The following is a 25,412-nucleotide window of genomic DNA, read 5'->3' on the forward strand; positions in this document are numbered from 1 at the left end:
ATCCGTGTTTCAGCATAACTGGAAGTTTCAGTCATTGGCGGAATAATTCAAGCCTTTTCAGGCAATTCCTTGCGTGACTACGGCGCACTGCGGCGCTGCTATGCTTGTCCCGACAGTATCAGGCGGAGGAATGCCACCATGGCCGAGCAAGCCAGATCCGAAAGCGCCATATCACCGCTGCGCCTTGTCGCGCTGTGCGGCGGCCCCCTGTTCTCACTTCTGCTGATACTGCTGCCCGCCCCCGGCGGCATGGACGACGGGGCCTGGCGACTGGTCGCGCTGGCGGCCTGGATGGTGATCTGGTGGCTCGGCGAGGCGGTACCGATTCCGGCCACGGCGTTGCTGCCGATACCGCTGATGCCAATTTACGGCATCGGCGAGATGACGCCGGTCGCGGCCAACTATGCCAACCCGCTGATATTCCTGTTTCTGGGCGGCTTCCTGCTGGCCGCCGCCATGCAGCGCTGGGGTCTGCACCGTCGTATCGCGCTGAAGATCGTCAGCCTGGTCGGCACCAGTCCGGGCAGCGTCATCGGCGGCTTTATGCTGGCGACCGCCTTCCTGTCGATGTGGATATCCAATACCGCGACCACCATCATGATGTACGCCGTCGGCCTGTCGGTGATCGACTTCGTTGCGCGCAAGAGCGATGACGACCAAATGGTCCGAAACTTCGGCGTCGCCCTGATGCTCGGCATCGCCTACAGCGCCTCCATCGGCGGTGTCGGCACCCTGATCGGCACGCCCCCGAACGCGCTGCTGGCCAGTTTCCTGGCCAGCAATTACGACATCCGGATCGACTTCTTCACCTGGATGCTGTTCGGTATACCGGTGGTGCTGGTAATGCTGCCGCTTGCCTGGCTGCTGCTGACGCGCCTGATCTTCCCGTCACACCGTATCCGCATCGGCGACGCCAGCGCGGTCATAGATGAGGAACTGCAGGCCCTGGGACCGATGAGCCGGGCGGAAAAGGTGGTTGCCGGGGTATTTATCGGCGCCGCCGCCGGCTGGATACTGCGCAAACAGCTCGTCGAGCTGACCGGCCTGCCGCTGAACGACACCAGTATTGCCCTGATCGCGGTGCTGGTGATGTTCGCCTGGCCGCTTTCACGCAGCCGGGGCGAATTCATTCTCGACTGGAGCGCCGCCCGCGAACTTCCCTGGGGCGTGCTGCTGCTATTCGGCGGCGGTCTGGCGCTGGCCGGAGGCTTCAAGGAGACGGGACTGGCCGACTGGATCGGCTCCCAGGTCGCCAACTTCGATATCAGTGTCTGGCTGCTGGTACTGGTGGTGGCGGCGGCCATCATCTACCTGACCGAAATCACCTCCAATACCGCCTCGACGGCGACCTTTCTGCCGATTCTCGGAGCCGTCGCCGTCGGGCTGGCGCTGGACCCGAGACTGCTGACGATTCCCGTCGCGGTAGGCGCCTCGATGGCCTTCATGATGCCGGTGGCGACACCGCCCAATGCCATCGTGTTCTCGTACGACAAGATGCAGCTCAAAGACATGGTGAAAGCCGGCTTCTGGCTCAACATCACCGCCGTCGCGGTCACGTTCCTGGCGATGTATTGGCTTGCCGGCCCCGTGTTCGATATCGGCTGAGCAGCGGCAGAATTGCGGCTTGTTGGGCTACGCTGAAGACAGTATCAACCCGCAGGAGGCCCTTCCATGCCGATCGCGAAAACACTAGAGGCGTTTCTGGAGCAGAAGTCTGCGAGCTACAGCACCCGGACGCACAGCTACACGCCCTCGAGCGCGAGGGCCGCGGAATCCGCCGCCGTACCCGGCCACAGACTGGCCAAGGGCGTGGTGCTGAAACGTCCTGACGAGGGCTATTTGCTGGTGGTACTGCCGTCGGACTATCGGGTACACCTGGGACGACTGCACCAGTTGCTGGACGAAGAGGTCTGCCTGGCCAGCGAGGACGAGCTGGGCGCCCTCTTCCCCGACTGTTTCGAAGGTGCGATTCCAGCCCTCGGCGAGGCCTACGGGCTGGAGACGCTGGTCGACAGAGGACTGCTGGAACAGCCCGAGGTGTATGTCGAGTCAGGGGATCATCAGACCCTGCTGGTGTTCGACGCCGACACCTTCGCTCGTCTGATGCAGGACGCGCGCATCGTCGATGCAGGCAAGCGCATCTGACGTCAGGCGGCGCTGCTGGATCCGGAATCCGTGGCGCGGCGATACTCGGCCCGCAGATCAAGCAAACGATAGACACCCTCGTGCAGATCCGTCAGCAGGCTGTCGATGTCATTGTAGATGCGGCAGTAGATCAGCAGCCCCTGAATGTACTGGTACAGCATGCGACCGACCTGATCCGGATCGGGATCGCCATTGAGCAGCCCTTCCGCCTTGAGCCGGGCCACCATGGCGGTTTCATAGGCAATCTTGTTGGCGGCCATCTCCCGCGCCGCCTGCTGCACCTTGTCTTCCTCGCAGCCGCACTGCCCGCCGGAGGTGAACACCGGACAACCCAGCGCCAGCCGGCCACCGCCTTCGTGCGCCACCGGGTCCTTGCCCCGGGCATGGTCGACGACCATGTCGATATAACCGTAGAGCTGCTGCAGCGCCGAACGCGCCGGGTCGAAGTTGCGGTCCAGGTCTTCCTTTATCTGCGCCCAGTGATGGAGCACGGCGGCGTAGTAAAGGTCGGCCTTGGTGTCGAAGTAGTGGTAGAAGCTGCCCTTGGTGACCCCGGCCTGCTTGCAGATCTCATTGACGCCCACGCTGGTATAGTTGCTCTGCCAGATGAGCTCCATCGCGGTACAGAGAAGCTTCTCGCGTGTATCTGTCTGCCTGCGCACCACTGTCGCAACCTCTTGACTGTTGAGTCAGATGACTATAACAAACCAGTTGGTATGGGCTCAAGGCAGCCACCGCCTGTCCGCCTGGGTGCTCAGGCGCCGCCCGCCAATCCCGTCGAGCGGGACTATGCTGAAGGTAGACAGAGCCCCAGCGAGGTGCGCCCATGAGATTCCACGACCGCCGCGATGCCGGCATTCAGCTGGCGACGGCACTGGAGCGTTATCGCGACCACCCGGGCATCGTTTTCCCCCTGCCCCGCGGCGGCGTCACCCTCGGCGTCGAGGTAGCCCGCGCGCTGCAGATGCCGCTTGACCTGATCGTACCGCGCAAGATAGGCCACCCGGCGAATCCCGAGTATGCCATCTGCGCCGTCGCCGAGTGCGGCGAGCTGCTGTGCAACGAAGCGGAGCGCGCCCGCGTCGACCCCGACTGGCTCAGGCAGCAGGTCGAGCGCGAACAACACGAAGCACGGCGCCGGCGCGCCCACTACATGGACGGTCGGGAGCCGCTGAACGCCAGCGGCGCCACCGCGATACTGGTCGATGACGGCATCGCGACCGGCCTCACCATGGAAGCGGCGATACGGGACGCCCGACAGCGCAACGCCGCGACGATCGTCGTGGCGATACCGGTGGTCCCCCCCGACACTTACCGGCGCCTGAAAACCGAGGTCGACGATGTCGTCGCGCTCGAGGTACCGGAAGTCTATCGCGGCGCCGTCGGCGCCTATTACGATGATTTCGAACAGGTGACGGATGCCGAAGTGATCGTTATGCTCGAAGACCTCAGGCGCGAACAGCTGGCGGCACGGCATTGACGCCAGCCATAGCGGCCTTTGTATCGTTTATTGCTATCAGGAGGATACCCCATGCCCGGACTGCTACCCGACGTCGATCCGGACGGACTGCTCGAATACTCGGTGGTGTACACCGACCGCTCGCTCAACCATATGTCCAAGGCCTTCCAGTCGGTGATGACCGATATCTCGGCGATGCTGCGCGAGGTGTACAGGGCGCACTCGGTGGCGATCGTGCCCGGCAGCGGCACCTTCGGCATGGAAGCGGTGGCCCGTCAGTTTGCCACCGGCAGCAAGTGCCTGGTGATCCGTAACGGCTGGTTCAGTTATCGCTGGACGCAGATCTTCGAAATGGGATCCATCCCGGCGTCCAGCACCGTGCTCAAAGCCCGCCCGGTACAGGACGGCCCCGAAGCCCCGCTGGCACCCGCGCCGATCGAGGAAGTCGTCGCCACCATTCGCGACGCCAGACCCGAGCTGGTTTTCGCACCCCATGTGGAAACATCGTCGGGCATGATGCTGCCGGACGACTATATCCGGCAGATGGCGGACGCCGTTCACGAAGTCGGCGGCATGCTGGTGCTCGACTGCATTGCCTCCGGCTGCGTCTGGGTCGACATGCAGGCCACCGGCGTCGACATCCTGATCAGCGCACCGCAAAAGGGCTGGAGCGGTTCGCCCTGCTGCGCCATGGTGATGCTCGGCGAAACGGCGCGTGAACGCATCGAAAGCACCACCAGCACCAGTTTCGCCTGCGACCTGCGCAAATGGCTGCAGATCATGGAGACCTACGAAAACGGCGGACACGCCTATCACGCCACCATGCCCACCGATGGCTTGCGCACGCTGCGTGACGTCATGCAGGAAACCCGCGACTACGGCTTCGACGATGTGCGCGAGGAGCAGATCGAGCTCGGCCTGCGGGTCCGCGCGCTGCTCGAGCGCCACGGCTTCACCAGTGTCGCCGCAAGCGGCTTCCAGGCTCCCGGCGTCGTGGTCTGCTATACCCGTGACAGCGATATCCAGAACGGCAGCCGCTTCCTCGGCGAGGGCATGCAGATCGCCGCCGGCGTTCCGCTGATGTGCGACGAGCCGGAGGACTTCCGCACCTTCAGGCTGGGCCTGTTCGGACTCGACAAGCTGCACAACCCCGAACGCACCGTCGAGCAGCTGGAAGCCGTGCTCGACAAGGTGCTGTAGCCCGGCGACTGCGGTGGAGCGAGGCTTGGCCGCCTGTAATGCAGCCAGGGCCTCGCGCAACCCGCACCCGCATCGCGCTCACCCGCTGTTGCTCAGGTCGCCGGCTTCACTGAAGCATCGCTGCGCCCCGCCTGCCCTTACAACGCCGCGCAAGTTGTGCCACCATGCGCGCTATGTCGAGCAAAACAACCCAAGCCAACCCAAGCCAGGCCAGCGGCGAACGCCAGCGCACCGCACGCCGCATCTACGGCGGCAGGACCTCGCGCGAACGCACCCAGGCGCGACGCGAACGTCTGATCTTCGCCGCACTGCGCCTTTACGGCGATGCCGGATTTCGCACCACAACGGTGCGTGCGATCTGCCAGGAAGCCGGACTCACCGAGCGCTATTTTTATGAGTCGTTCAGCAACAGCGAGGAGCTGCTGTGCGCGGTTTGCAGCTGGTCAATGGGCAGACTCCGACAGCTGGCCCGCGAGGCCGTCGCAGCCTCAGGCGCCGACCCTGCACAGCGCCTTAGAGCCAGCACCCGGGCCTACTTCGATTATATCCAGGCCAATCCCGGCCATGGCCGTATCGCCCTGTTCGAAATGGAAGGCACGAGCCGGACAACCAGCGATCATTTGCGCGCGGAACTCGATCAGACCATAGAGCTGATCGTTGAACTGCATTTCGAACCGCTCGGGACAGCACCGTCGGGCCTGCAGCCGGAGCTGCTGGCCCGCGCACTGCTCGGTGCCACCTATCAGCTGGCCAAGGAGTGGCTGCAGTCCGGCTTCCGGCAGCCATCCGACACCCTTGCATTGCAGGTGGAGGCGCTTTACGCCGCACTGACCCAACGATGGTCGGATGCCGGCCGCTGAGGCCGGCACCCTTCTCAGGCGGAACTGTCCGTAATCTGGTCGTCGATCCAGTCGAGCGCTTCGGCTTCGCTGCGGCAGTAATGCACCACCTGCCCCCAGGGCAAGGGACTGCCATCGGCGCCGAGGCTGTGGCGATAGACCCACCAGCTGTCCGGCGCGGCGGCACGGCAGGAATGAGCGGGCGGGATACTGAGCAGAGGCTCATAGGCTGCGGTAGTCATCATACGACTCTCCCTTTTGGGGCTGCTCGACCGCCGGTTGTCGGCGGACATTCGTTGAACCGGCGGCCTTCCGGCCGCCTGCCTGCCCGCTGCGGGCCGGGTGAGACGCTGCAGGGACAGGCAAATAGCTTCATGCATACAAATCTTATGCAGAAAGTGCGCCAGCTAAACCTCTGTCGGTACGTGCGGGTGCCAGGCCTGTGTCGAATCGGCCGGAGGGCATGAAATAGGTTCTTCGCGCTCAAAGCGGGAAACTCACCTGGGGTGGCACTGAGTGAAACGAAGCGCAGCGACGCTCTGCAAACAGGGTTCGGGTAATGGACCGGGTACGACCGGCAGGCGGCGGGAAGATACTGACGTTTTAGGTCGTAACAGCGCCGGCCCGGGCGGGCCGGCGCTGAGGAGACTCCGATCAGGCGTCGGAGTCGGTTTTGCTGGTAGCGGAAGCCGTTTTGGCGGCAACCTCGACAGATTTCTCTGCCGCGGCCTTGGGCGCTTCGGGCGCGCTTGCAGCGGTCGACGTCTTGGCCGGAGTGACCGGCTCTGCTGCCTTCTCGACCGGGGCGGTGGCAGTCGCCGGGCTCAGGGTCGGAATGGCTTCGCTGGCGACGGCGCTCGCCGCGGGCTTGGCACTCGTTTTCGGCGCTGCGGGAGCAGTCGCGGTCTTGGCTGCGCTGCTGGCGGCCGTCGATCCGGACTTGGCGGTGCTGGCGCGGGCGCTTTTGCGGCGGGTTTTCGGCGCAGCCTTCTTCGCCGCCGGCTGTTTGGCCTCTTCGGCAACGGGCGCCGCCGGCGCCGCCGGTTTTGCAGCCACCTCAACCGGTTCCGGCTTGACTTCGGCCACCGACTTGACTTCGGCGACCGGCTTCGCAGCCGGTGCTTCTTCCGCCTTTTCCTGGCGCAGCAGCGAACTCAGGGTCGCAATCTGGCCGGACAGCGTCTTGTGCGCCAGACGGGTTGTACCGAGCAACCCCTCGCGTGCCACCTCGCCGCAATCCTGCAGGAAGTCGGCCTGCGCCGACAGCAGATCTGCCGGGGTTTTGACATCGCCCAGGGCTGTACCGAAGCGCTTGCTCGCTTCCTGCAGTCTGGCGGCGGAATCCTGCGCCGACTCTCCCAGGGACTTGATAAACGTTACGCTATCCTGTGCGCTCTGACGGGCGGCATCCACCACTTCTTTGCCTGCAAACATACGACTCTCCTCATTCGGGCAATACGCTGAAATTGCTGCACCGCAAAACGTACCCTGTTGGCGCTTTTTCTTCAATAGAAGAAACAGGTACAGGCAACCGTGCCGCGTTCGGATCTGAAGCCGTCTGTTCAATCGATCAGAGTGATGCAGCGCATCAAGGACAGGCGGCGCCGGGTCAGCGCAGCAGAATCAGGCCGAAAGAGATAAGAATCGCGCCGTGAAAGAGCTTTTCGAGCAGCTCGGGATCTAGCTGGAGTTGGGGTTGCGGGTGTGCCATAAGGCGTTGGTGTCCTGCCGGTTGGTCAATTGCTGTGTAAGAGAGAACAGGTTCGCCTGAAACAGTGGTCCGTTGAGGCCGTCTGCACAGGAATCAGCTGCGGTTTCGAGGCTCGCAATTCTAGTGAATCCGCGCCCTGGGTCAATGTTTATAATCAGTAGAAATTTTCACCTGACGGGTGACTTTGGCTCAGCCATTCAAAAGCCGCCAAACACGGCTTCAATGCACGTATTACGGGCACTTTTACCAAGGGAAAAAGTTCACCCGAAAATTTCACAGAGCTGTAATAGTTGAGCTATATCTAAAAATAACCCCCTAAAACCAGAGACCGAAAAGGGCCGAAAAGGGCCGAAAAGCGGCTCCCTACAGGCAGAATATCGGGTCCTTTTTCAGGTTCATCGCGCTTTAGCAGGGTGTTGAAAAGTGCTTTCGAGGCCGCCGAGTCCAGCGGAACGCCGCCCCACGAACTGCCGCCCAGACCCAAACTAGCGAAAACGCGCAGTCGTAGGATGGGTGGAGCGACGCCCCGGTACGGCGTATCCGCCACTAATGCGGCCAGGGCGTCGTGCAACCCATCTTGGACGTCGGTTCGGCACTATGCCTGTAGCCGACTCATTGATGGGTTGCGCCGCGTCAACCTCGCTGAAAGCGTTAACATTGCGCCAATGCGGCTCCACCCATCCTACTTTTGACCCCTGGATTAATGCTGATCGGCGACGAACCCTTTTTCAGCGCTCAGTAACGGCATGCGCGGTCGGTGCGGGCAAGGCGGCGCAGGCGGCGCGAGAGACTGTCGACAACCATGTTGAGCAGCGCCGTCACCAGAATCAGCAGGAAAGCCCGGTCGTAGCGGATCTCCTCGAACGCCGAATCGATATAGAACCCCAGGGTGGCGATACCGAGGATTCCCATGATGGCGCTCTCGCGCAGGATCACCTCCCAGCGATAGAAAAGCAGCGCCAGCAGCGCTGGAAATCGGCGCGGGGTTTCGATGTAGGCGTAGCGCTTGAGCCCTGTGGGATCGTCGGGCCGCCTGATCGGGCTCTTGAACTCGGCATCGCTGCCATTGGCCACCAGGAATGCGATCAGTCCGCCATTGTGAAGCGCCAGAGCCAGCACCGCGGGCAGCCCTGAGGGCCCGAACAGCAGCAGAAATACGTAGGCCAGCACCATTTCCGGGGTCGAGCGCAGCACCAGCAGCACGAAGCGACCGGGCCAGCGCAACACGGGTCCGGCAAGGGCACGACTGGCAAAGGGATAGATCAGCAGGATCACGAAGCCCGTCAGCACCAGCGCGATCTGGGTCAGCAGCAGCGTTTGCACAAGTCCAGGCCAGACCTGTTCGCTGAACATGTCGCCATACCAGGCCTGCAGTGCCGCCCAGTCGCCCTCGAGCAGCGCCGCAGGCCAGATGTCCTGGCTGATGAAACGCCACAGATAGCCGCCGTTGCTGAAACCCACCGTTTCCGGCAGCAGCCAGCACGCCGCCAGCAGATACAGTGGCACAAGCCGCGGGCGCAACCACAGGCGAATGCCGGCAATCAACAGCAGAAAAGCCCAGAGCAGCGCCCCGGCTTCAGGGTACTGCCCTTGCCGGAAAGCCGTTTCCAGATGGAAACCCAGTGTCGGCAGCCCGATGAAACCCAGGATGGCACTCGAGCGCAGCGCACATTCGAAACGGTAGCGGGTGTAGCTGACAAGGGCCGGCCAGGACTGCGGTATCAGGGTATACAGGTGACGTTTGAGGCCGCCGGTGCCGGGCGGCAGTGTGCGCGAGGGCTCCGCAGCCTGCTGCTCGAATATCTCCGCGAACACCTTGGCGAAGACACCGGTAAAGGGCACCAGTATGGCCAGCAAACCGGTGGTTGCGCCCAGGCCGTACAGTTGCATGAAGATCAGGCCCCAGAACAGCTCGTGCACCGAGCGCACCGCCGCGCACAACAGCCTTACCGGCAGCCAGCGGAATGCCATCGCCAGCAACAGCCCGAGCGGCGCCGCCAGGGCCACCGCCAGCAACGCGAAGGCAATGGTCTGCCCCAGCGCCTGCGCAAGGCCCGGCAGATCGTGCCAGGCCGGCTGCACCAGTCCCCGCCCGATACGCGACAGTTCCTGCCAGGGATCGACGCGGTAGACCTCGATGTCGGCGCCCATAAGCGCCAACAGCGCGGCGAGTATCAGCAGCAGGCAGACGCCATTGAGGATTCGGGCGCTGGAGCCCCGCCCGCTGAGAATAAGACTGCCGGCGATCATGAGGTGCGGATAACCCAGCCATCGCTTTCCGGGGCCGGCTCGCCGGCCTCCGGAGTGCCATCCTGCTGGTAGAACTGATCAAGGGCCGCGGCACTGAGTTCAGCGGCGGCGCAGTCGCAGCAGATACGCCCTTCACGCAGCACCAGGATGCGATCGAAATGGTCCAGCGCCTGCTGCCGGTTGTGCAGGCTCACCACCGCCGTTTCGTGCTCTGCCAGAAGATGCTTCAGCAATGCGTCGGCCTGCAGCGGATCGACCGACGACACCGGCTCGTCGCCAAGGAAGATCGGCTGCCGGCGGTAGAGCGCGCGGCCAATGGCGACGCGCTGGCGCTGACCGCCCGAAAGCCGGTCCGCCGACTGCCAGAGCTGTTCTTCGAGTCCCAGCCTGCGCGTCAGTTCCGTAATGTCCCGGCGATGGGACGGCAGGGGCCGCAGCAGATTCCACAACGCCGGCAGATTGCCGACCCGGTCCAGCGCGCCGATGAAGATATTCTGGTACACCGACAGCAGGTCGACGATGCCGCCGCCCTGGGGCTGCAGCGCGGTACTGGCCGCCTGCTGGCCATACAGCAGGTTAAGCAGCGTCGACTTCCCGGCACCCGAAGGCCCCAGCAGCGCCACCCGCTCGCCGCGCCGGATGCTGAGACTGATGCTGTCCAGCACCCGCGTGCGGCCGTAACTGAGGGACTGCGCGCTCAGGCTGAACAGCGCCGGCCCCCGTTTGCCATCACTCATCCAGCAGTCCGATAGCCCTGGCGGTGTCTTCGATCGGGCCATAGTCGTCGTTGCTCGCCGGCACGAAGCTCTGGCGCGGGAAGCTGGCCAGCAGGTCCGGGTCCTTCATCTCAAGCAGCGACTGCCGAACCTGGTCCTTGAAGCCCTCCCCGAAGCGCTCGTCGACGTCGCCGCGAATCGTCCACTGGTAATCGGGATAGGTCGGCGTGGTCCAGATCACTGAGACTTTCTGTGGATCAACCTTGCCCTGCTCGAGCTCGCTCTCCCAGACCGAAAAGTTGACCGCGCCGATCTGATAGGCGCCGGACTGCACCTGGGCGATGGTGCGGCTGTGGTCGCCGGAGAAGCCGACGCGGGAGAAGATATCCTCAGGCGCGGCCTGGAAACGCTCGCGCAGATAGAACTCCGGCATCAGCCGGCCCGAAGTCGAGCCCTTGGAGCCAAAGGTGAAGGTCTTGCCGCGCAGGGCGTCGCTGAGCGTGTCCGACGCGTCCACCCCGGCGCTCTGGTGCGCGATGAAGTAGGTCTTGAAGAACTGATCCTCATAGCCCTGCGCCAGTGCTTCCGAGCCGGGTACCAGTCGCCGCGCCTGCACCCCGGACAGTCCGCCGAACCACGCCAGCTGTACCTGGTTGTTGCGAAACGCGGTGATCGCCGCGGCATAGGATTTGACCGGAATATACTGTACCTCAACACCGAGCTGTTCGCCGAGATAGTCGGCCACCTTGCCGAAGCGCTCCTGAAGACGCGATTCGTCCTCATCGGGAATGGCGGTGAACACGAAGGTCTCGGCCTGTGCCAGTGCGGGCAGCAGCAGGCCCAGGGCCAGGAAACGACGCAGAATCGGCATAGTTGGGCTCCTTGTCCGTTCAATCGGAAGTCGAAGTCAGGTAGTGGCGCACCGCGGAGCGGTCACCGCGGAACAGGATCTGCCCGGCACGCTTGCCAAGCTGATAGTCGTACATGGGATCGTAGTAGTCCTGCAGCAACAGCCGGATCCAGTCCCGGTGGGCGTCCGGCCGGCCGCCACGGTGCGCCTCCAGCGCCCGCGCCAGCATCGCGGCAAGTTCGCGGTAGCGCACGCCGCCAAGACGTTTGCGCACCCGGTAAAGCGACTGCGTCAGGTCGTCGGCAAACGCATCGAAACCCTGCTCCTCCCCGGTCCGCTGCTGCCACTCCTCCAGTTTGTGCAGAATATAGTTGCGGTAGCTGTGTTCGATGCGCTCCTCGAGCGGCACCTCCAGCACCACGATGGGGCTGGCCTCCATGACACGCTGCAGCAGCGGCGGCAGGGCGCAGCGTCCGACCAGGCGTCCTTCGTCTTCCAGCAGGATCGGCCGACCATCCCGAACCGGTGCCCGGTGTTCGGCCTTGAGCAGGTCAATGGCGAGAGCATTCTCGAAATCGAGCTGCGTCGGCTGCCCTCCGGGCCGGCGTCCGAAACTGGAACCGCGATGATGCGCCAGCGCCTCCAGATCCACCGCCTGGGGCAGTTCTTCGATCAGCGCGGTCTTGTTGCAGCCGGTACGCCCCCCGAGCAGCAGAAAGGCGCGCTGGGCGCAAATGCGCTCGAACTGCTCGATCAGAAAGCGCCGCATCGCCTTGTAGCCACCCTGGATGCGCGGGTATTCGCGTCCGGCCTCACGCATCCACTGCTGACAGGTCTGGCTGCGCAGCCCCCCGCGCCAGCAGTACAGGTAGCCATCGGGATGGCGTCGGGCAAAATCCACCCAGGCCGCCACCCTCTGGTCCTTGACCTCGCCGCTGACCAGCCGGTGGCCCAGTTCGATGGCCGCCTGCTGGCCCTCACGCTTGTAACAGGTGCCCACGCTCGCCCGCTCATCATCCGTCATCAGCGGCAGGTTGACGCTTGCTGGAAAGGCGCCCTTGGCGAACTCCACCGGGGCGCGGGTGTCGATCAGCGGCACATCGTCAAGGAAGATCGACAGGAAGCGATCGGTATCGGATCGACTCACGACGCGACCTCGCCACGAACCCGAACCGCGAACTCATCGCTGCGCGGCTGCAATTCGCCGATACAGCCATGCGCAACCCCCTGCTCCACCAGCAGGGTTTCCAGCGCAGCGGCCTGTTCCGGCCGCACCGCAATCAGCAAACCGCCGCTGGTCTGGGGATCGCACAGCAAATGCTGCGCCTGCTGCGCCATTGGCGCCAGCTTGTGACCGTAGCTGTCGAGGTTGCGTCCGGTGCCACCCGGCACGCAGCCCTGGCGCAGATACTCCAGCGCCTCGGGTATCACCGGCACCGCGGCGGCATCGACCAGCGCCTGCACACCGCTGCCTTCGCAGACCTCCAGCAGATGCCCCATAAGACCGAAACCGGTGACATCGGTGATCGCCGTGACACCTTCCAGATCCGCGGCAAGCTCGCCGACAGTGTTCAGGCGGCACATGATGTCGCGTCCAAGCGAGGCGTGTTCGGGCCGCAGCTTTTTCTGTTTCTGCGCCGTGCTCAGAATCCCGATGCCGAGCGGTTTGGTGAGATAGAGGCGATCGCCCGGGCGGGCGCGATCGTTTTGCTTCAACCGGGCCGGCGTGGTGAGTCCGGTCACCGCCAGTCCGAAGATCGGCTCCGGCGCGTCGATACTGTGACCGCCGGCCAGCGGAATACCGGCATCGGCACAGGCGCGGCGTCCGCCATCGATGACCTGCTGCGCCACTTCCGGGCCCAGCACATTGATCGGCCAGCCGAGAATGGCGATCGCCATCAGCGGCGTGCCGCCCATGGCATAGATATCGCTGATGGCATTGGTTGCGGCAATGCGGCCGAAGTCGAAGGGGTCGTCGACGATCGGCATGAAGAAGTCCGTGGTGCTCAGCACCACCTGGCCGTTGCCAAGATCGTAGGCGGCGGCATCGTCCTTGCTGCTGTTGCCCACCAGCAGCTGGGGCGACTCCGGCAGCTGCAACTGAGATGCCAGAATCCGGTCGAGCACCTTGGGGGAAATCTTGCAACCACAGCCGGCGCCGTGACTGTATTCGGTCAGGCGTACAGGGGACTCGGACATGCCTTGGGCTCCGCATTGAAACAGGGGGAAGGAATGATACGAACAACGCGGGGATTTGTCAGGCGCGAACACGCATAAGGGCCCGGCCAGCCCCCGCGTTTCTGGCCGGGAGCCGGGCCGGGTTCTGCGCCGCTCGGGCGCCTGTGGCGACGCGGCTAGGCGTGACGGACCAGCTTGACCGACGGACGGTCGCCGACACGCTCCTGGAAGGCCACCAGATTGAGGTAGCGATTGATATTGATCTCCAGCATCGGGCACCAGCTGAGCACCACGTAGAGGTAGGCATCCGCCACGCTGAAGCGATCGCCGACCAGGTAATCCGACTCCTGCAGAACGCCGTCGAGATAGCTGGCACGCTCGGCGAACCGCTCCAGCAGCACGGCTCTGGCCTCCTGCGGCCAACGCGGATCGAAGAAGGCTCCGAGGGTCGGATGCAACTCGGTGCCAACGAAGCTCAGCGCCTCCTGCAGGCGCACGCGGGCAAAGGTGTTGCTGGCCGGCGCCAGGCCGGCTGATGGCTTGAAATCGGCAATGAACTGCAGAATCGCTGCATTCTCGGTGAGTACCTGGCCGTTATCGAGTTCCAGCACGGGTACTGCGTTTTTCGGGTTGAGGTCCTTCAGAAATCGTCCGTCGGGCAAGCGGCGGTCGCCACGCAGATCCACCTTGACGAGGTCGAAGGGAATATCCTCCTCGACCAGGCAGATGTGAGCGGCGCTCGAACCGGAACCGGGGGCGGAATACAGCTTCATGGCAACGTCTCCTTATGCAACCTGTACAGGCCAGCCTGCAAAAACCATAGTTCGCCCCCGCGATTAGCGCCAGCAACGAATATGCCCGCTGCCGCCGAATCAGATCCGCTGAGCGCGCTCCACCCGATTCCCCGGCATACGCGGCGCACCCAATCATGCTATTTTCACCTCAGGGCGGGCTCGTGGCGGTGACAGTATGAAACGATACATTGCTCTGGCGCTGATACTGGTTCTGACATGCGCCCGGGCCGAGAACATTGCTGTGGGACTGTTTTCGCGGGGGCAGCTCGGTGACTGGAACAGCAAGGTCTTCGATGGCGTCACCGAGTACCGGCTGGTAACGGATAACGGCGACCAGGTCCTGCAGGCAACCGCCCGCGACTCGGCCTCCGGGCTGTACCGCGAACTCGAGATCGACCTTGGGCAAACGCCCGTGGTGGAGTGGTCCTGGAAGGTGGGCAACCGGCTGACAGGCATAGACGAGCGCACCAGGGCCGGCGACGATTACCCGGCACGCCTCTACGTGGTGTTTTCCGGAGGCCTCGCCTTCTGGCGCACCCGTGCGATCAACTACGTCTGGTCCAGCACCCAGGCCGCCGGTAGCGAGTGGCCCAACGCCTATACCGCCAATGCCCGCATGATCGCGGTGCGGGGCCGCGACGATGCCGTTGCGACCTGGATCAGTGAGCGTCGCGACGTGCGCGCCGACTATCGCCGCCTGTTCGGTGAAGAGCCGCCGGCAGTCGTGGCCATCGCGCTGATGACCGATACCGATAACAGCGGTCGCTACGCACGCGCCTGGTACGGCGATATTCGGTTTGTCAGCCGCTAAGGCGACACCACGCTCGGCCCGGAGCGTCGGCGTCCGCGTCCGCGTCGCTCAAAGCATTTTCTCCATGGCGAAATTCACCAGCCCCTGGCCGCTGCGTCGCACTTCGTTGCGGCACAGCACACGAAACCCCTGGCGCTCGAAGAACGGACGCGCGATCAGAGACGCCTCGACGTAGAGCCGGCCAATCCTCTGCTCCCGGGCAGACACCTCGAGATGTGCATACAGCAACGCGGCTACCCCGCGGCGCTGATAGCCGGGATCGACATAAAGACAGTCGATATGACCGTCCCTGTCGAGCTCGATAAATCCCGCAATGCGCTGCGCGTCGATGGCGAGCCAGGGCTTCTTGGCATCGAGTCGTCGCTGCCAGAATTCATAGTCCGGCGGCGTCGGGGCCCAGGCTTCCTGCTGATGCCGGTTATAGACCGCCGGGTCGATGCCATGCACCGCGCGATGGAATAGGTCGGCCAGCGCCCGCGCCTGTTGCGGCTCGTAGAGAGATATTCGCATGCAGTCTCCGATTCAGATCAGCGTGCCGAGCCCCAGGCTCAGCACGGCCAGATAATAGATGCGCGGCAGCCACTCGTAAAACGCGTCCAGGCACAGATCGAGGCCTGCACCTTCGACCTCGAGCCTGTGCCCGATGGCCTCGGGCAATCTGCCGGCGGCTTCCGCCGCCGCCAGTTGTTCACGGCTCGACGCCGTCATCAGCAGCGCTTCGTTTGCAAGGCTTGGCACCAGCGCCTCTCCGGCATCCAGGCGCCGTCTGGCAGAGGCCAGTTTCCGGCGATATGCCGGCAGATCGAGCATGCCACCCGCAAGCCGCGCGGCCTCAGCGGCACTAACCCCGGCCTCGAACGGCCAGCGCAACAGCAGCAGAAAACGGTAATCGAACCAGCGCCGGTACAATGCAAGCCGTTGCAACCCGAGCCGCCAGCCCCAACTCAGCCAGAAACCGCTGTCGCGACGCAGCAGCCTTAGCATCAGCGTTGTCGCCGCCACTGCCGCGCCAAACGGCAGCGTCACCGCCAGCAGCGCACCCCCGGCCGGCTGGCCGTACCAGTGCATCCGCAGCAAAAGACCGGCCAGCGAAGCCAGCAGCAGCATCGCAAGCGGTAGCCAGAGCTGCGCTCTGAGCCGGGCTTGCAGGCGTCGCTGGCGCTCACCGGCGGTCGCGATCAGCCGCAAGGCCTCTGGCTGACGTCCGGCGAGGCCTGCCGCCTCGAGCAACAGCAGCGCCTGCCGGTCATAAAGGTCCAGCCCCCGCAGGGCGTCGGCCAGCGGGCGCCCCTGCCGTAACCTGCGCAGCAGTTTGGCCAGCAGCCAGCCGTGCTGCGGGTACTGCTGGCGCAGCACCTCGACCGCCTGCACCGGCGACAGGCCTGCACCGAGCAACGCCGCCAGGCTGCGACTCTGTTCCGCATCCCAGTCGCCGGCATGCCGGCTGTCCGTCTGTCGGGCGACGCCTTCGACCATGGCCAAGCTCCGGCGGTAGCATTGAGCGAAAGTTTAATGCAGATTGCAGGGAGCCTGCGCGATTCTGCGGTGCAGTTAAGGCTGTGCTGGTCCATAATAGACCGTCATGCACACCTCTCATGACAGAAGGATTCCGCCAATGAGAAAACGCCTGCTGATCGCCGCACTGCTGACGCTCCCTGCCCTGACCCAGGCTGCCAACGTCCGCTTTCTCGGCAACTCGATATTTGCCCAGCTCAGCGACAAGGACGCTGCCGCGATCAAGGCCAGCGTGGCGCAGGCACTGGACGAAGAACCCGATCAGAGCCGCACCGTCTGGCACAACGAGAAAGGCGACATCCGTATCGCCATCACGCCCAAACTGAGCTACGAGCTCGACGGGCAGACGTGCCGGCGCACGGAACTGCGCATGGCAGGCGATCACCGTGCCAATGAACGTTACGTCTTCGAACTGTGCAAGACCGAGCAGGGCTGGGCCTTCTCGCCCTCGCCGCTGAACAGCTACAGCGACAAGGACCGGGAAATCTTCAGCGCCCACCTTCAAGACACCCTGGAATCGGGCGTCGACGGCGTGCCCGCCACCTGGATCAATCCGCAAACCGGCAACTCCGCCGTGGTGGTACCGCTGCGCACCGTGCCTGCCGCGGGCAAGCAGTGTCGTGAAGCCGCGGTCAGCCTGATCGACAGCCGCAAGCGTACCGTCGATGGCCGCTATACCTTTTGCCGCAGCGACGACGGCGCCTGGGAGCGCGCCATCAGCGGCCAGTGACCCGGGAGCGCTGAAACAGGCCTCGCATGACCGGGCCCGTTACCGATGGCGGGTTCGGGCATGATGACCGGTACCGGCAGACAGCCTAGCGGGGCTGACAGCCCCAGCAACCACCTCGTTCCGGTCAGTCTTCCGCAAAGGTACAGCGACATCAGAACTCATCGGTGCGGATGCGCCCGACCAGTTCGATAGCGCCGTCGTCGAGACGGCGCAGCACCAGCATCTCGCCCGACGCCGGATAAACGCCGGTCAGTGCAGTGATGTTCACCTGGTGGGTCACGAGAATCAGTTTCGCGTTCTGCGGCTGTTGTCCGAGCCATTGCAGGATCTCCCGCGTCTGGTCACCGCCGCGGGCAGCTTCGCCATAGAACGAATTGAGCGCCGGAAGAGGTAACGGGTTACCCACCCCCAGCAGTGAAGCCGTTTCCATGCAGCGACACCACTGGCTGGAGTATACCGCCGCCCGGTCAAGGCCGTTGGCGCGAAGACGCTCGCCCATGCGTTGCGCCTGTGCTCTTCCCGCCGCGGAGAGGTTTCGCTGCGTTGCACACTCATCCAGTCTGAAACCCTTGGGGTCACCTGTACCGGGGGCGATTGCATGTCGCACCAGCACCAGATGCCCTGGTTCGGCCAATCGTTGCCAGACCGCCGCCTCTGCGGCGGTCAGCGGCAGCGCGACGAACAGCAGGCACACCGCCAACAGCCATTGACAACGGCCCATCGGCGATCCGCCCTTCGTAGCGGGACAGTGCATTTTGTGCCCCCTTATCCAGTCTGGTTGCTACCTTTATAGCCCGGTGCGTCGCGTCCGGATCACAATCCCCCGCGCACGCCCGCGCTGCTGTGGCATGGGTTGCTTCAGACATACTGGCCGGCACAGAAGCCGGCGGCCCAGGCGAACTGGAAGTTATGGCCGCCCAGGTGCCCCGTCACATCGAGACATTCGCCGATGAAGTAAAGACCGGGCGCCTTCCTGGCCTCGAAGGTTTTGGACGAGACCTCGTCGGTATCGATGCCGCCACGGGTCACTTCCGCTGTGCGGTATCCCTCGGTGCCGGAGGGTTTGATGCGCCAGTGATGGAACTGCTCGGCGAGCGCTTCCAGACGACTGTTGTCGAAGCGGTTGATGGCACCCTCGAATCCCCAAAGCGTGCAAAAAGCCTGGGCAATACCCTTGTGCATCTTGCGGCTGATCAGGGTGCGGATATCGGCCCTCGGATGCTTCTCGCGCTGCAGCTTCAGCCAATCGAGCAGATCCAGCTCCGGAAACAGGTCGATCTCGACCTCGCCCCCCGGATCCCAATAGGAGGAGATCTGAAGAATGGCGGGACCGCTGAGACCACGGTGAGTGAACAGGAGGTTTTCGACAAAGGATGCCTTGCCTATGCTCGCCCGGACCCGGTGAGAGTCCCCCGCAAGGGGCTTGAAGATTTCCAGGTCTGCCGGCTGCAGCGTGAAGGGAACCAGCGCCGCCTGCAGCGGCGTAACCTCGAGCCCGAACTGTCGCGCGAGCTCGTAGGCGAAAGGCGTGGCGCCACCGTTGGGAATCGACAGCCCGCCGGTGGCGATCACCAGTGACTCGCACTCCCAGGTACCGAAGGTGGTCTTGACGCGAAAGCCGCGCTCCAGCGCGTCCACGCGGTGAATCCGGCAGTCGGTGCGGATATCGACACCGGCCCAGTCACACTCGGTCAGCAGCAGCTGCACGATTTCCTTGCTGGAAAGGTCGCAGAACAGCTGGCCAAGCGTTTTCTCGTGATAGTCGATGCCGTGGCGCTCGACCAGCTCGATAAAGGCCTGAGCCGGATATCGGCTCAGCGCCGACTTGCAAAAATGCGGGTTGGCCGACAGGTAGTTCGCCGGCGAGTTGTGCAGGTTGGTGAAGTTGCAGCGACCGCCTCCAGACATCAGGATCTTGCGGCCGATCTTGTTGCTGTGCTCGAGCAGCAGCACGTTGCGGCCGCGGTAACCGGCGGTCGCGGCGCACATGAGACCGGCGGCGCCGGCACCGATTATGATCACATCCGGATTTTGCATCTGACTGGGTTTGCCCGCATTCGAAAAAAGGCGCCCATACTACCATAGCGACGGCGTCATCAGTCCGGCTTGTCCGGTTTGCAGGCCTTGTTGTGGGTCCCGTCGCACAGCGGCGGGGAACCGGTCGACTTGCACAGACACAGAAACACCGTATCGTCGCGCTCGGCGACAAAAACGACTGGATCGATGCCGGTCCCCTGATGGGAACCGTCGCACCAGGGCTGGTTGGCCGAGCGCCCGCAGGCGCACCAGGTGTAAGTCTGCCCTTCCCTGAGCTCGACACGTGCCGGCCGGTTGCCGGCACGATGGACGGGAGAGTGTGACATGGCGCGGACCTCCGCAGTCGGGTCACCCCCAAAGCTAGCAGCCGCTTTGCCCGTGCGCCAATGCATGTTGCACCACCCGGACTCAGTCGTTTTCGTCGTCGCCGGCTTCGAGCTCGCGTTTTTCCTGGTTCAGGCGTCGAATCTTCTCCGCCAGACGGCCGCCGCGGGCGCCCTTCTGAGCCGCGCGCGCCTCCTCCCGCTCCTCCTGCTCGAGGTGCTTCTCGTAGACCGACTTGTGCTTCTTGCGCTTCTCATTCGCGCGCTTTTTCCGGCTTTCGTAGCTGTCCGGATCGGCCAGTTTCTCACTGCGCCTGGGCGGGCGCTCCCCCCACTCGATTCGGTTGGCGTCGGAGCGCTTCTTTTTCACGCGTGTCATTTCGAATCCTGCTGTTGCTCATCTTCCGCCGCCAGCCGCTCGGCTTCTTCCAGCGCGGCCTGACGTCTTTTTTCATCCCACTCGGCGACTGTCTCGAAACTGATGCGTCCGAGCTTGCCGCTACGCATTTCGTTGAGCAGTATCTCCGAGGCCTTGTGCCGGTCGACCACGCCGCCGGGACGCAGACAGCCGCGTTTGCGGCCAATAGCGTCGATAAGTTCTTCGGCGATCGCGGGTACCTCGGCGAGTCTGTAACGCTCCTGAATGCGGTCCGGGTACTGGCGCAGCAGGAAGCCGGCCGCGAACAGCGCCACATCCTCGAACTCGATGGCAGTATCGCGGATTGCGCCGCTTGCCGCCAGACGGTAGCCCGAGTCCGGATCCTCGATCTTCGGCCAGAGAATACCCGGGGTATCCGACAGCGCCATCCCGCCCTGCAGCGAGAAACGCTGCTGCGAGCGCGTAACCGCCGGCTGGTTACCGACCTTGGCGATACGCTTGCCGAGCAGCGCGTTGATCAGCGTGGACTTGCCGACATTGGGAATGCCCATGATCATCGCCCGCACCGGCCGTCCCGCATTGGCCCGCGACGGCACCAGCTGCCGGCACAGCTCCGGCAGCCGCTTGATCAGCTTCTTGTTCTGGTAATCCAGCGCCAGCGCCTGTACGGCGTCCATGGCATTGAAAAAAGCCAGCCACTCTTCGGTCAGTGCAGGATCGGCAAGATCCGCCTTGTTCAGCAGCTTGATCACCGGCTTGCCCTTGCGCAGGCTGTCCACCAGCGGATTTTCGCTGGATTGCGGCAGGCGTGCATCCAGCACCTCGATCACCACATCGACCTCGTCCATGGTCTTGGCGATCTCTTTACGGGCCTTGTGCATGTGCCCGGGAAACCAGTTGATACTCATTGTGAAGCCTCAGTTCGACAGCCGCTCATTATAGCGCGAATCGAGCTCCTGCGAGTCCTGCATATCTGCAATAAAGGCCTGTTTTTCAAATCTTTAAGCATTAAACACAAGAATCGGTGTCAAGCAACGACGCTTTGCCGCACCCAGCTGCGCAGACAGCGAAGTCGGGGTACCTGCCAGGCCCCTTTACGTATACACTCGCGAACTGAGACCCAATTCACAGGACGAGCGAGTGGACATGGATTCCAAGCCCGGCGGCCAGCAGATGCTGATGGCCCGACAGCCGATATTCGACCAGCACCAGAAGGTCGTTGCCTATGAACTGCTCTACCGACTCGAAGACAGCCCGGCCCCGGGCGTCGCAGGCGCCGAGCTGAGCGGGGAGATGATCCTCAGCGTATACACCAGTATCAGCGATGCCGGCGCCGTAAGGCGGGTGCCGGCGTTTCTGCCGGTCGGGCGCGAGCTGCTGCTGTCCGGCGCACTGCCGGAACTGCCGCTCAAGCAGGTGGTGATCGAGCTCGATCCCGGGCCCAAGCCGGACGCAGACTACGACAGGGCCGCATTGCGACTGATGAAAGAGGGATACCGCATCTGCCTTCGGGGCCTGAGCTACAACCCGCGGTACGACAACCTGCTGAAAATGGCGCAGATCGTGAAGCTCGATGTGCGCGAGTTCAGCGAGTCCGCGCTCGCCGGGCAGCTCGAAAGCATTCGCCCCTTCAAGGTGGCTTTTCTTGCCGAAGGCATCGACGAGTTCAGTCAGCTCGAGCGCTGCATCGACATGGGCTTCAAGCTCTATCAGGGCGGTTTTCTGAGCAAGCCCAAGCTGGTCGAAGGCCGCCGCGTCAGCGCCAACCAGGTCACCATGATGCAGCTGATTCAGGAGCTGCAATCCCCGGTCGCGACACCGGAAAAGCTCGAGGCGCTGATCCTGCGGGATCCGGTACTGACCTTCAAACTGCTGCGCATCGTCAACTCGGCCGCCTATTCGCTGGTGCGCAAGGTCGATTCCATCGCCCAGGCGGTGGTGCTGCTGGGGCTGGAACAGGTGCGCAAGTGGGCGACGCTGATTGCCATGTCCGCCAATGGCGACAAGCCCGAGGAGCTGTCGCGACTGCTGCTGATCCGGGGCCGCATGTGCGAACGGGTCGCGGAAGGCCTGAAACAGCCCAACGCACCTTCTTATTTCATTGCCGGCATGATGTCGGGGCTGCACGCCATGCTCGATATCCGGCAGGACGCGATGCTCGACCAGGTTCCGCTGGGCGAAGATATCAAGGACGCCATCCGCGCCGGCAGCGGCCCGATCGGCGCGGTGCTGGCCAATGTCATCCACTACGAGAGCGGCGACTGGCACCTGCTGCCGCCCGACTTCGACGCCAATCTCTACGAGCGGGCCTACCGGGAAAGCCTGAAATGGACCCAGGAGTCGATGCAGGCAATGCATGAAGAGTAAATTCTATCTTTCTGTTTTTATTATCTAAACTTTAGATCGAATACCCGATGCGGGCTCGATAATGACTGGAGAACACGGATGAACGTGGTTGAGCACCTCTACATCGAGGATCTTGAAATCGGCCAGAGCGTCGTGGTCAGCAAACGCGTCTCGGACGAGGATATCCGGCGCTTCGCCGAGGTGACCGGCGATACCAACCCGGTACACCTCGATGACGACTACGCTGCCGGAACGGAATTCGGCGGCCGTATCGCCCACGGCATGCTCAGTGCCGGACTGATCTCGGCGGCTATCGGCACCCACCTGCCGGGGCCGGGGTCCATCTACCTCAACCAGTCGCTCAAGTTCCGTCACCCCGTCAGCCCCGGCGACGAGGTCGAAACCCACGTCACCATCACCGAAATCAACCCGCGGCGCCGCTGGGTCACCCTGTCCACCGACTGCTTCGTCGATGGCCGCCGTGTGACCCAGGGCGAGGCCGTGGTCATGGTCCCGCGCCGCCCCGACTGAGGAAAAACGCCATGTTGATCGATGCCGAAAAGTCGCTGCTGCTGATCGTGGACGTTCAGGAACGTCTGGTTCCGGCCGTCGAGGCGCCGCAGCAGCTGCTCGACAATTGCCGCTGGCTGCTGGAGATTGCGCGTTACCTGGAAGTGCCGGTACTGGCATCGGAGCAGTACCCCCAGGGAATCGGCCCCACCTGCGATCGCCTGCGCGAACAGGTCGCGGACGACGAGGTGATCGGCAAGACCTGGTTCTCGTGCATGTCGGACCCGACATCCGGCCCGCTTATCGATGACCTCTGTCCGCAGCAGGCCGTTGTCGTCGGTATCGAGGCGCACGTCTGCGTATTGCAGACCGCGCTGGAACTGAAAAGCCGGGGGCGCGAAGTCTTTGTGGTCGCCGACTGCATCGCCTCGCGCAATCCCGCCGACAAATTGCTGGCGATCGAGCGCATGCGCCAGGCCGGCATACAGATCGTCAGCCGCGAAATGGTGGCCTTCGAGTGGATGCGCCGTGCCGCGACCGACAGTTTCCGCCATATCAGCAAGCACTACCTGCGCTAGCACCGGCAGGCGGTAACGCACTGGCACCCTTGCGGCGGCTTGCTTACCTTTAAGGTAACGCAAGCCAACGAATCAGAGGCCTGCCATGGCAAAACCACTCTGGACGCCGAACCCAGAACGCATCGCCGTAAGCCGGATCAGCCATTTCATCGACTACCTGAATGGCCGGCATGCACTTTCCCTCGATGGCTACGACGCTCTTTACCGATGGAGCGTCGAGCATAGCGACGCCTTCTGGAGCGGGCTCTGGGACTGGTCCGGCGTCGTTGCTTCCGCCAAGGGAGAGCGGGTGCTGCTGCGGCCCGGGCAAATGCCGGGGGCACGCTGGTTTCCGGACGCCCGCCTGAACTTCGCCGAGAACCTGCTGCGCGACCGAGGTCCGGACACCGCCGTGGTGTTTCGGGACGAGTCAGGCCGGCGCCATGAACTGAGCCATGCCGAGCTCTTTCGGCGCGTCGCGGCGCTTGCCGGCGCCCTGCGACGCCACGGCATCCTTCCGGGGGATCGAATCGCGGGCTATATGCCCAATATCCCTGACACCCTGATCGCCATGCTCGCCGCCAGTGCGGTGGGGGCGGTCTGGAGTTCCTGCTCGCCGGATTTCGGCGTGCACGGGGTCGTCGAGCGTTTCGGCCAGATCAGGCCGCGAATTCTGCTCAGCGCCGATGGCTACCGCTACAACGGCAAACGCCTGGACTGCCTGGCGCACGCCGCGGACATCGCCCGCCAGATCGACTCGGTCGAGCAACTGCTGATCGTGCCGTACCTCGACGATGACCCCGATCTCGGCGCCCTGCCCGCTGGCACCCTGCAACTCGGGGACTTCATCGACACCGGCGTCGACGAGATCGAGTTCGAGCAGTTGCCGTTCGACCATCCGCTATACATTCTCTATTCCTCCGGCACGACCGGCGTACCCAAGTGCATCGTTCACGGTGCCGGCGGCACCCTGCTGCAGCATCTCAAGGAGCATCGCCTGCATACCGATCTCGGCCACGGCGATCTGCTTTTCTATTACACCACCTGCGGCTGGATGATGTGGAACTGGCTGGTCAGCGCCCTGGCGTCGGGCAGCGCAATACTGCTGTACGACGGTTCCCCCACCGCACCGACCCCGGCACAGCTGTGGCATATCGCCGAAGCCGAGGGCATCAGCGTTTTCGGCGCCAGCGCCAGATACTTCGCGGCGCTGGAAAAGGCCGGCGCCAGACCAGGCGCCAGCCACCGCCTGCCACGGCTGCGCGCGGTGCTATCGACCGGTTCGCCACTGAGCCATGAAAGCTTCGAGTACGTCTATCGCGACATCAAGCAGGATCTGCAGCTGTCCTCCATCTCCGGCGGCACCGACATCATTTCCTGCTTTGCCCTCGGCTGCCCGGTACGGCCGGTCTACAAGGGGGAGCTGCAGTGCCGCGGGCTTGGCATGGCGGTCGATATCTTCGATACCAACGGCCAGGCTTTGCCCCGCGGCAAAGGGGAGCTGGTCTGCACCCGCCCCTTCCCGTCAATGCCGCTGGGGTTCTGGGACGATCCCGGGGGCGAGCGCTACCGCGATGCCTATTTCAGCCGATTCGACAACGTCTGGGCGCACGGTGACTTCGCCGAGCTGACCGAACACGACGGCCTGATCATCCATGGCCGCTCCGACGCGGTGCTGAATCCCGGCGGCGTCCGCATCGGTACCGCCGAGATCTACCGCCAGGCGGAATCCCTCGACGAAGTGCTGGAGAGTCTCTGCATCGGCCAGCCATGGCAGGGCGACGTTCGGGTGGTACTGTTCGTGCACCTGCGCGAGGGCGTGACGCTGGATGAGGGTCTGCGCGACCGCATCCGCCACCGCATTCGCGAGAACACCACACCGCGGCATGTACCGGCGAAGATCGTTCAGGTCAGCGACATCCCGCGCACACTCAGCGGCAAGATTGTCGAACTGGCGGTGCGCAGCGTCGTCATGGGTGAGACGGTGGCAAACCGCGACGCCCTCGCCAACCCCGAGGCGCTGGAGCTCTACCGCGATCTGCCGGAACTGAAAGCATAGCAA

At 63.7% G+C, this 25,412-nt stretch carries 27 protein-coding genes; 11 read left to right on the top strand and 16 right to left on the bottom strand.

What is annotated here, in order from left to right; translation table 11 throughout:
* The first annotated feature begins 138 nt into the window (after positions 1 to 138).
* Both IEX85_RS02730 and IEX85_RS02735 read left to right on the top strand, forming a co-directional pair.
* Positions 139 to 1,605 (top strand): SLC13 family permease, encoded by a 1,467-nt coding sequence (locus IEX85_RS02730; protein ID WP_188858019.1) that lies wholly within the window; start codon positions 139 to 141, stop codon positions 1,603 to 1,605.
* Between the two features lie 66 nt (positions 1,606 to 1,671).
* Positions 1,672 to 2,145, top strand: a complete 474-nt coding sequence (locus IEX85_RS02735; RefSeq protein ID WP_188858021.1) for an aminoacyl-tRNA deacylase — start codon at positions 1,672 to 1,674, stop codon at positions 2,143 to 2,145.
* 2 nt (positions 2,146 to 2,147) lie between these two features.
* Here the strand turns inward: IEX85_RS02735 and IEX85_RS02740 are convergent, their stop codons facing one another.
* Positions 2,148 to 2,807, bottom strand: coding sequence for a TetR/AcrR family transcriptional regulator (locus tag IEX85_RS02740; RefSeq protein ID WP_188858023.1), 660 nt, complete (start codon positions 2,805 to 2,807; stop codon positions 2,148 to 2,150).
* A 164-nt stretch (positions 2,808 to 2,971) separates the two neighbouring features.
* Between IEX85_RS02740 and IEX85_RS02745 the strand changes: the two genes are divergently transcribed.
* From IEX85_RS02745 to IEX85_RS02755, 3 genes are all read left to right on the top strand, one after another.
* Positions 2,972 to 3,625 carry a phosphoribosyltransferase gene (locus IEX85_RS02745; protein WP_188858025.1) on the top strand — a complete coding sequence of 218 codons (654 nt, stop codon included), beginning with the start codon at positions 2,972 to 2,974 and terminating at the stop codon, positions 3,623 to 3,625.
* Between the two features lie 51 nt (positions 3,626 to 3,676).
* Positions 3,677 to 4,804 (top strand): aminotransferase class V-fold PLP-dependent enzyme, encoded by a 1,128-nt coding sequence (locus tag IEX85_RS02750; protein WP_188858027.1) that lies wholly within the window; start codon positions 3,677 to 3,679, stop codon positions 4,802 to 4,804.
* Positions 4,805 to 4,977: 173 nt separating this feature from the next.
* Positions 4,978 to 5,664, top strand: coding sequence for a TetR/AcrR family transcriptional regulator (locus tag IEX85_RS02755; protein ID WP_188858029.1), 687 nt, complete (start codon positions 4,978 to 4,980; stop codon positions 5,662 to 5,664).
* Positions 5,665 to 5,678: 14 nt separating this feature from the next.
* Here IEX85_RS02755 and IEX85_RS02760 read toward each other — a convergent pair whose 3' ends face one another.
* The 8 genes from IEX85_RS02760 to IEX85_RS02795 all read right to left on the bottom strand — a co-directional run bounded on the left by IEX85_RS02760 (position 5,679) and on the right by IEX85_RS02795 (position 14,121).
* Positions 5,679 to 5,888 carry a hypothetical protein gene (locus tag IEX85_RS02760; protein ID WP_188858031.1) on the bottom strand — a complete coding sequence of 70 codons (210 nt, stop codon included), beginning with the start codon at positions 5,886 to 5,888 and terminating at the stop codon, positions 5,679 to 5,681.
* Positions 5,889 to 6,297: 409 nt separating this feature from the next.
* Positions 6,298 to 7,077: a phasin family protein gene (locus tag IEX85_RS02765; protein WP_188858033.1), complete on the bottom strand. Its 780-nt coding sequence runs from the start codon at positions 7,075 to 7,077 to the stop codon at positions 6,298 to 6,300.
* Between the two features lie 1,012 nt (positions 7,078 to 8,089).
* Entirely contained in the window at positions 8,090 to 9,604 is a 1,515-nt protein-coding gene (locus IEX85_RS02770; RefSeq protein ID WP_229721759.1) for a PhnE/PtxC family ABC transporter permease, read from the bottom strand.
* A complete protein-coding gene (locus IEX85_RS02775) occupies positions 9,601 to 10,341 on the bottom strand; it encodes an ATP-binding cassette domain-containing protein (RefSeq protein ID WP_188858041.1) in 741 nt (246 codons plus the stop codon). Before IEX85_RS02775 ends, IEX85_RS02770 begins: the two co-directional genes overlap by 4 nt.
* Entirely contained in the window at positions 10,334 to 11,191 is an 858-nt protein-coding gene (locus IEX85_RS02780) for a putative selenate ABC transporter substrate-binding protein (protein ID WP_188858042.1), read from the bottom strand. The genes IEX85_RS02775 and IEX85_RS02780 overlap by 8 nt, the downstream gene beginning before the upstream one ends.
* Before the next feature lie 19 nt (positions 11,192 to 11,210).
* Positions 11,211 to 12,317 carry a tRNA 2-selenouridine(34) synthase MnmH gene (gene mnmH / locus IEX85_RS02785; RefSeq protein ID WP_188858044.1) on the bottom strand — a complete coding sequence of 369 codons (1,107 nt, stop codon included), beginning with the start codon at positions 12,315 to 12,317 and terminating at the stop codon, positions 11,211 to 11,213.
* The gene (selD, locus tag IEX85_RS02790; RefSeq protein WP_188858046.1) at positions 12,314 to 13,369 is read right to left on the bottom strand and encodes a selenide, water dikinase SelD; all 1,056 of its coding nucleotides are present in this window, start codon (positions 13,367 to 13,369) and stop codon (positions 12,314 to 12,316) included. Before selD ends, mnmH begins: the two co-directional genes overlap by 4 nt.
* A 155-nt stretch (positions 13,370 to 13,524) precedes the next feature.
* Positions 13,525 to 14,121, bottom strand: coding sequence for a glutathione binding-like protein (locus IEX85_RS02795; protein ID WP_188858048.1), 597 nt, complete (start codon positions 14,119 to 14,121; stop codon positions 13,525 to 13,527).
* Positions 14,122 to 14,317: 196 nt separating this feature from the next.
* On the opposite strand from IEX85_RS02795, the gene IEX85_RS02800 reads away from it, so the two are divergent.
* Positions 14,318 to 14,953 (top strand): DUF3047 domain-containing protein, encoded by a 636-nt coding sequence (locus IEX85_RS02800; protein ID WP_188858049.1) that lies wholly within the window; start codon positions 14,318 to 14,320, stop codon positions 14,951 to 14,953.
* Between the two features lie 48 nt (positions 14,954 to 15,001).
* Here the strand turns inward: IEX85_RS02800 and IEX85_RS02805 are convergent, their stop codons facing one another.
* Both IEX85_RS02805 and IEX85_RS02810 read right to left on the bottom strand, forming a co-directional pair.
* A complete protein-coding gene (locus IEX85_RS02805) occupies positions 15,002 to 15,463 on the bottom strand; it encodes a GNAT family N-acetyltransferase (protein ID WP_188858051.1) in 462 nt (153 codons plus the stop codon).
* 12 nt (positions 15,464 to 15,475) lie between these two features.
* On the bottom strand, positions 15,476 to 16,429 hold the full coding sequence (locus IEX85_RS02810) for a type II secretion system F family protein (RefSeq protein WP_188858058.1): 954 nt from the start codon (positions 16,427 to 16,429) through the stop codon (positions 15,476 to 15,478).
* Between the two features lie 139 nt (positions 16,430 to 16,568).
* Here IEX85_RS02810 and IEX85_RS02815 point away from each other — a divergent pair, with 139 nt between their 5' ends.
* On the top strand, positions 16,569 to 17,198 hold the full coding sequence (locus IEX85_RS02815; RefSeq protein ID WP_188858060.1) for an RT0821/Lpp0805 family surface protein: 630 nt from the start codon (positions 16,569 to 16,571) through the stop codon (positions 17,196 to 17,198).
* A 151-nt stretch (positions 17,199 to 17,349) separates the two neighbouring features.
* On the opposite strand, the gene IEX85_RS02820 is transcribed toward IEX85_RS02815, so the two are convergent.
* The 5 genes from IEX85_RS02820 to ylqF form a co-directional block, all read right to left on the bottom strand.
* Complete coding sequence (locus tag IEX85_RS02820; protein ID WP_188858062.1) at positions 17,350 to 17,919, bottom strand: histidine phosphatase family protein; 570 nt, start codon at positions 17,917 to 17,919, stop codon at positions 17,350 to 17,352.
* Positions 17,920 to 18,056: 137 nt separating this feature from the next.
* Positions 18,057 to 19,235 (bottom strand): BaiN/RdsA family NAD(P)/FAD-dependent oxidoreductase, encoded by a 1,179-nt coding sequence (locus IEX85_RS02825; RefSeq protein WP_188858064.1) that lies wholly within the window; start codon positions 19,233 to 19,235, stop codon positions 18,057 to 18,059.
* A 59-nt stretch (positions 19,236 to 19,294) separates the two neighbouring features.
* Positions 19,295 to 19,561, bottom strand: coding sequence for a CDGSH iron-sulfur domain-containing protein (locus IEX85_RS02830; RefSeq protein ID WP_188858071.1), 267 nt, complete (start codon positions 19,559 to 19,561; stop codon positions 19,295 to 19,297).
* Positions 19,562 to 19,643: 82 nt separating this feature from the next.
* Positions 19,644 to 19,937: a hypothetical protein gene (locus IEX85_RS02835; protein WP_188858073.1), complete on the bottom strand. Its 294-nt coding sequence runs from the start codon at positions 19,935 to 19,937 to the stop codon at positions 19,644 to 19,646.
* The gene (ylqF, locus tag IEX85_RS02840) at positions 19,934 to 20,845 is read right to left on the bottom strand and encodes a ribosome biogenesis GTPase YlqF (protein ID WP_188858075.1); all 912 of its coding nucleotides are present in this window, start codon (positions 20,843 to 20,845) and stop codon (positions 19,934 to 19,936) included. Before ylqF ends, IEX85_RS02835 begins: the two co-directional genes overlap by 4 nt.
* 238 nt (positions 20,846 to 21,083) lie before the next feature.
* On the opposite strand from ylqF, the gene IEX85_RS02845 reads away from it, so the two are divergent.
* The 4 genes from IEX85_RS02845 to IEX85_RS02860 all read left to right on the top strand — a co-directional run bounded on the left by IEX85_RS02845 (position 21,084) and on the right by IEX85_RS02860 (position 25,409).
* Entirely contained in the window at positions 21,084 to 22,304 is a 1,221-nt protein-coding gene (locus IEX85_RS02845; protein WP_188858076.1) for an EAL and HDOD domain-containing protein, read from the top strand.
* 78 nt (positions 22,305 to 22,382) lie between these two features.
* Positions 22,383 to 22,814 carry a MaoC family dehydratase gene (locus tag IEX85_RS02850; protein WP_188858078.1) on the top strand — a complete coding sequence of 144 codons (432 nt, stop codon included), beginning with the start codon at positions 22,383 to 22,385 and terminating at the stop codon, positions 22,812 to 22,814.
* A gap of 11 nt (positions 22,815 to 22,825) precedes the next feature.
* Complete coding sequence (locus IEX85_RS02855) at positions 22,826 to 23,371, top strand: hydrolase (protein ID WP_188858080.1); 546 nt, start codon at positions 22,826 to 22,828, stop codon at positions 23,369 to 23,371.
* Positions 23,372 to 23,456: 85 nt separating this feature from the next.
* Positions 23,457 to 25,409: an acetoacetate--CoA ligase gene (locus IEX85_RS02860; protein ID WP_188858082.1), complete on the top strand. Its 1,953-nt coding sequence runs from the start codon at positions 23,457 to 23,459 to the stop codon at positions 25,407 to 25,409.
* Positions 25,410 to 25,412: the final 3 nt, after the last annotated feature.

The sequence above is a fragment of the Marinobacterium nitratireducens genome (assembly GCF_014645375.1).
GTDB lineage: Bacteria > Pseudomonadota > Gammaproteobacteria > Pseudomonadales > Balneatricaceae > Marinobacterium_A > Marinobacterium_A nitratireducens.

Bases quoted from the DNA above. Each gene is read 5' to 3' on its own strand.
- IEX85_RS02730 (WP_188858019.1), top strand. From the start codon at position 139: ATGGCCGAGCAAGCCAGATCCGAAAGCGCCATATCACCGCTGCGCCTT.
- IEX85_RS02735 (WP_188858021.1), top strand. From the start codon at position 1,672: ATGCCGATCGCGAAAACACTAGAGGCGTTTCTGGAGCAGAAGTCTGCG.
- IEX85_RS02745 (WP_188858025.1), top strand. From the start codon at position 2,972: ATGAGATTCCACGACCGCCGCGATGCCGGCATTCAGCTGGCGACGGCA.
- IEX85_RS02750 (WP_188858027.1), top strand. From the start codon at position 3,677: ATGCCCGGACTGCTACCCGACGTCGATCCGGACGGACTGCTCGAATAC.
- IEX85_RS02755 (WP_188858029.1), top strand. From the start codon at position 4,978: ATGTCGAGCAAAACAACCCAAGCCAACCCAAGCCAGGCCAGCGGCGAA.
- IEX85_RS02760 (WP_188858031.1), bottom strand. From the start codon at position 5,888: ATGATGACTACCGCAGCCTATGAGCCTCTGCTCAGTATCCCGCCCGCT.
- IEX85_RS02765 (WP_188858033.1), bottom strand. From the start codon at position 7,077: ATGTTTGCAGGCAAAGAAGTGGTGGATGCCGCCCGTCAGAGCGCACAG.
- IEX85_RS02770 (WP_229721759.1), bottom strand. From the start codon at position 9,604: ATGATCGCCGGCAGTCTTATTCTCAGCGGGCGGGGCTCCAGCGCCCGA.
- IEX85_RS02775 (WP_188858041.1), bottom strand. From the start codon at position 10,341: ATGAGTGATGGCAAACGGGGGCCGGCGCTGTTCAGCCTGAGCGCGCAG.
- IEX85_RS02780 (WP_188858042.1), bottom strand. From the start codon at position 11,191: ATGCCGATTCTGCGTCGTTTCCTGGCCCTGGGCCTGCTGCTGCCCGCA.
- selD (WP_188858046.1), bottom strand. From the start codon at position 13,369: ATGTCCGAGTCCCCTGTACGCCTGACCGAATACAGTCACGGCGCCGGC.
- IEX85_RS02795 (WP_188858048.1), bottom strand. From the start codon at position 14,121: ATGAAGCTGTATTCCGCCCCCGGTTCCGGTTCGAGCGCCGCTCACATC.
- IEX85_RS02800 (WP_188858049.1), top strand. From the start codon at position 14,318: ATGAAACGATACATTGCTCTGGCGCTGATACTGGTTCTGACATGCGCC.
- IEX85_RS02805 (WP_188858051.1), bottom strand. From the start codon at position 15,463: ATGCGAATATCTCTCTACGAGCCGCAACAGGCGCGGGCGCTGGCCGAC.
- IEX85_RS02810 (WP_188858058.1), bottom strand. From the start codon at position 16,429: ATGGTCGAAGGCGTCGCCCGACAGACGGACAGCCGGCATGCCGGCGAC.
- IEX85_RS02815 (WP_188858060.1), top strand. From the start codon at position 16,569: ATGAGAAAACGCCTGCTGATCGCCGCACTGCTGACGCTCCCTGCCCTG.
- IEX85_RS02820 (WP_188858062.1), bottom strand. From the start codon at position 17,919: ATGGGCCGTTGTCAATGGCTGTTGGCGGTGTGCCTGCTGTTCGTCGCG.
- IEX85_RS02825 (WP_188858064.1), bottom strand. From the start codon at position 19,235: ATGCAAAATCCGGATGTGATCATAATCGGTGCCGGCGCCGCCGGTCTC.
- IEX85_RS02830 (WP_188858071.1), bottom strand. From the start codon at position 19,561: ATGTCACACTCTCCCGTCCATCGTGCCGGCAACCGGCCGGCACGTGTC.
- IEX85_RS02835 (WP_188858073.1), bottom strand. From the start codon at position 19,937: ATGACACGCGTGAAAAAGAAGCGCTCCGACGCCAACCGAATCGAGTGG.
- ylqF (WP_188858075.1), bottom strand. From the start codon at position 20,845: ATGAGTATCAACTGGTTTCCCGGGCACATGCACAAGGCCCGTAAAGAG.
- IEX85_RS02845 (WP_188858076.1), top strand. From the start codon at position 21,084: ATGGATTCCAAGCCCGGCGGCCAGCAGATGCTGATGGCCCGACAGCCG.
- IEX85_RS02850 (WP_188858078.1), top strand. From the start codon at position 22,383: ATGAACGTGGTTGAGCACCTCTACATCGAGGATCTTGAAATCGGCCAG.
- IEX85_RS02855 (WP_188858080.1), top strand. From the start codon at position 22,826: ATGTTGATCGATGCCGAAAAGTCGCTGCTGCTGATCGTGGACGTTCAG.
- IEX85_RS02860 (WP_188858082.1), top strand. From the start codon at position 23,457: ATGGCAAAACCACTCTGGACGCCGAACCCAGAACGCATCGCCGTAAGC.